This is a genomic window from Mycobacterium sp. TH-M106 (assembly GCF_057473765.1).
On the sequence record NZ_JBYCLE010000139.1, the window covers coordinates 1 to 2,962 of the forward strand.

2 protein-coding genes are annotated in these 2,962 nt (G+C 65.9%); one reads left to right on the forward strand and one right to left on the reverse strand.

Features of this window, described 5'->3' with window-relative positions; translation table 11 throughout:
* Positions 1 to 49: 49 nt before the first annotated feature.
* The gene (ctaD, locus tag AC2VOP_RS05025) at positions 50 to 1,774 is read right to left on the reverse strand and encodes an aa3-type cytochrome oxidase subunit I (protein WP_486959922.1); all 1,725 of its coding nucleotides are present in this window, start codon (positions 1,772 to 1,774) and stop codon (positions 50 to 52) included.
* A gap of 138 nt (positions 1,775 to 1,912) precedes the next feature.
* Between ctaD and AC2VOP_RS05030 the strand changes: the two genes are divergently transcribed.
* On the forward strand, positions 1,913 to 2,962 hold a 1,050-nt coding region (locus tag AC2VOP_RS05030), incomplete at its 3' end, for an iron-siderophore ABC transporter substrate-binding protein (protein ID WP_486959923.1).

The window sequence follows — 2,962 nt, forward strand, 5'->3', positions numbered from 1 at the left end:
GGCTGATCGACGCCGGTGACGGTGATCAACACCGGCACCTTGGCCGTACTCAGGTTGACGACACCCCGGCCAACTCGTCGTCGTGGCGGCGGCCGACATGCGCCTCGGCGCGCATCCGCTCCACCATGTGCGGATAGTGCAGCTCGAACGCCGGACGCTCCGAACGGATCCGAGGCAGTTCGGTGAAGTTGTGCCGCGGCGGCGGGCAGCTGGTCGCCCACTCCAGCGAGTTGCCGTACCCCCACGGGTCGTCGACGGTGACCACCTCGCCGTAACGCCAGCTTTTGAACACGTTCCAGGCGAACACCAGCATCGACGCACCCAGGATGAACGACCCGACAGTGGAGACGATATTCAGACCCTGGAAACCATCGGTGGGCAGGTAGTCGGCGTAGCGGCGCGGCATGCCCTCATTGCCCAGCCAGTGCTGCACCAAAAACGTGGTGTGAAACCCGATGAAGGTCAACCAGAAGTGCAGCTTGCCCAGCCGCTCGTCGAGCAGCCGGCCGGTCATCTTCGGAAACCAGAAATAGATGCCGGCGAAGGTGGCGAACACGATCGTGCCGAACAGCACATAGTGGAAGTGCGCCACCACGAAGTAGGAGTCGGTGACGTGGAAGTCCAGCGGCGGGCTGGCCAGCATCACCCCGGTCAGACCGCCGGCCAGGAAGGTGACCACAAAGCCGATCGAGAACAGCATCGGCGTCTCGAACGTCAGCTGGCCCTTCCACATGGTGCCGATCCAGTTGAAGAACTTGATCCCGGTCGGCACCGCGATCAGAAACGTCATGAATGAAAAGAAGGGAAGAAGTACGGCACCCGTCGCGAACATGTGGTGCGCCCACACCGCCGTCGACAACCCGGCGATGGACATCGTCGCATAGATCAGCGTGGTGTAGCCGAAGATCGGCTTGCGGGAGAACACCGGGAAGATCTCGCTGACGATGCCGAAGAACGGCAGCGCGATGATGTAGACCTCGGGGTGGCCGAAGAACCAGAACAGGTGCTGCCACAGGATCACCCCGCCGTTGGCGGCGTCGTAGATATGCCCACCCAAGTGCCGGTCGATGGCCAACCCCAGCAGCGCGGCGGTCAGCAGCGGGAAAACGATCAGCACCATGATCGAGGTGACCAGGATGTTCCAGGTGAAGATCGGCATCCGAAACATCGTCATACCCGGCGCGCGCATGCACACCACGGTGGTGATCATGTTCACCGCGCCCAGGATGGTGCCCAGCCCGCTGACGGCCAGACCCATGATCCACAGATCCCCACCAGCGCCCGGCGAATGCAGTGCGTTAGACAGCGGGGTGTAGGCGGTCCAGCCGAAGTCCGCCGCCCCGCCCGGGGTGATGAACCCGGAGAGTGCGATCGTCGCGCCGAACACGAACAGCCAGAGCGAGAAGGCGTTGAGCCGCGGGAACGCCACATCGGGGGCACCGATCTGTAGCGGCAGCACCAGGTTGGCGAAGCCGAACACGATCGGGGTGGCATAAAACAGCAGCATGATGGTGCCGTGCATGGTGAACAGCTGGTTGAACTGCTCGTTGGACAAAAACTGCAGGCCCGGCGCCGCCAACTCGGACCGCATCAGCAACGCCAACAAGCCGCCGATGAAAAAGAACGTCATACAGGCGACGCAGTACATGATGCCGATCAGCTTGTGATCGGTTGTCGACACCATCTTGTAGATCAGGCTGCCCTTGGGGCCCATCCGCGCCGGGAATGGACGGCTGACCTCTAGGTCTCTGCGCGGGGGTGCTTCGGCGGTCAAGGTTCCTCCAAACGTGGGCAGCCTTGGAAACTCGCTTGGAATCTTAACCCGTGTCGGCGCTGCGCCGGTACCGCTCCCCGACGTCCTGCTACAAATCGTCGTAAGCGGGCCGGGCACCCGGGTGTTACGGTCGCCTCCGTGGTCAGGCGAGATGTCGTCGCGTCGGTGGCGGCGGGGCTTGCGGTGATCTTGCTCACCACCACCAACGCCGGTTGTGGAACCGGCCCGCCGGGCCGGCCATCGGAATCGGTGATCACCAGCACCACCGAGATCGCCGGCGCCGGCGTGCTGGGCAACGAGCGCCGGCCCGACGAATCCTGTGCGCCCGAACCGGCCCGCGCGGATCCGGGTCCGGAGCTGCGGCGGGTCCACAACGCGGCCGGCGTGGACCCAGAGACCACCGACGTGAGCGCCGACCCGCAGCGCATCGTGGTGCTCGCCGGTGATCAGCTCGACGCGCTCTGCGCGCTGGGCCTGCAGTCCCGCATCGCCGCCGCCGCGCTGCCGGACGACTCCCCTAGCCAGCCCGCCTACCTGGGCACCGTCGTGCACGACCTGCCCGCCGTGGGCACCCGCAGCGCCCCGGACCTGTCCGCCATCACCGCGGCTCACCCGGACCTGATCCTGGGCTCGCAGGCACTAACGCCGAAGCTGTATTCGGCGCTGGCGCAGATCGCGCCGACCGTGTTCACCGCGGCGCCGGGCGCCGGCTGGGAGGATAACCTGCGCCGGGTCGGCGCGGCGACGGCACGTAGCGCCGCCGCCGACGAACTGGTGAAGAAATTCATCGAGCACGCCAGAGAGATCGGGGCCCAGCACGACGCCTCCCACTACCAGGCATCGGTGGTCGCGCTGACGGAGAACACCATGCGGGTCTACGGATCGGCCAACTTCCCGGCCAGTGTGCTGCGGGCCGTCGGTGTGGACCGGCCGGCGTCGCAGCGGTTCACCGACGAGCCCTATATCGAGATCGGCACCACCGACGCTGACCTGGCCGGAGCCGCGGATTTCTCTGCAGCCGACGCCGACATCGTCTACCTGTCGTTCGCGTCGCCGGCGGCCAAGCAGCGCGCAGCCACCGTGCTGGACAGCGAGCCGTGGCGCAAACTGTCCGCCAACCGCGACGACCGGGTGTTCGTGGTCAACAACGAGGTGTGGCAGACCGGGCAGGGTCTCATCGCCGCCCGC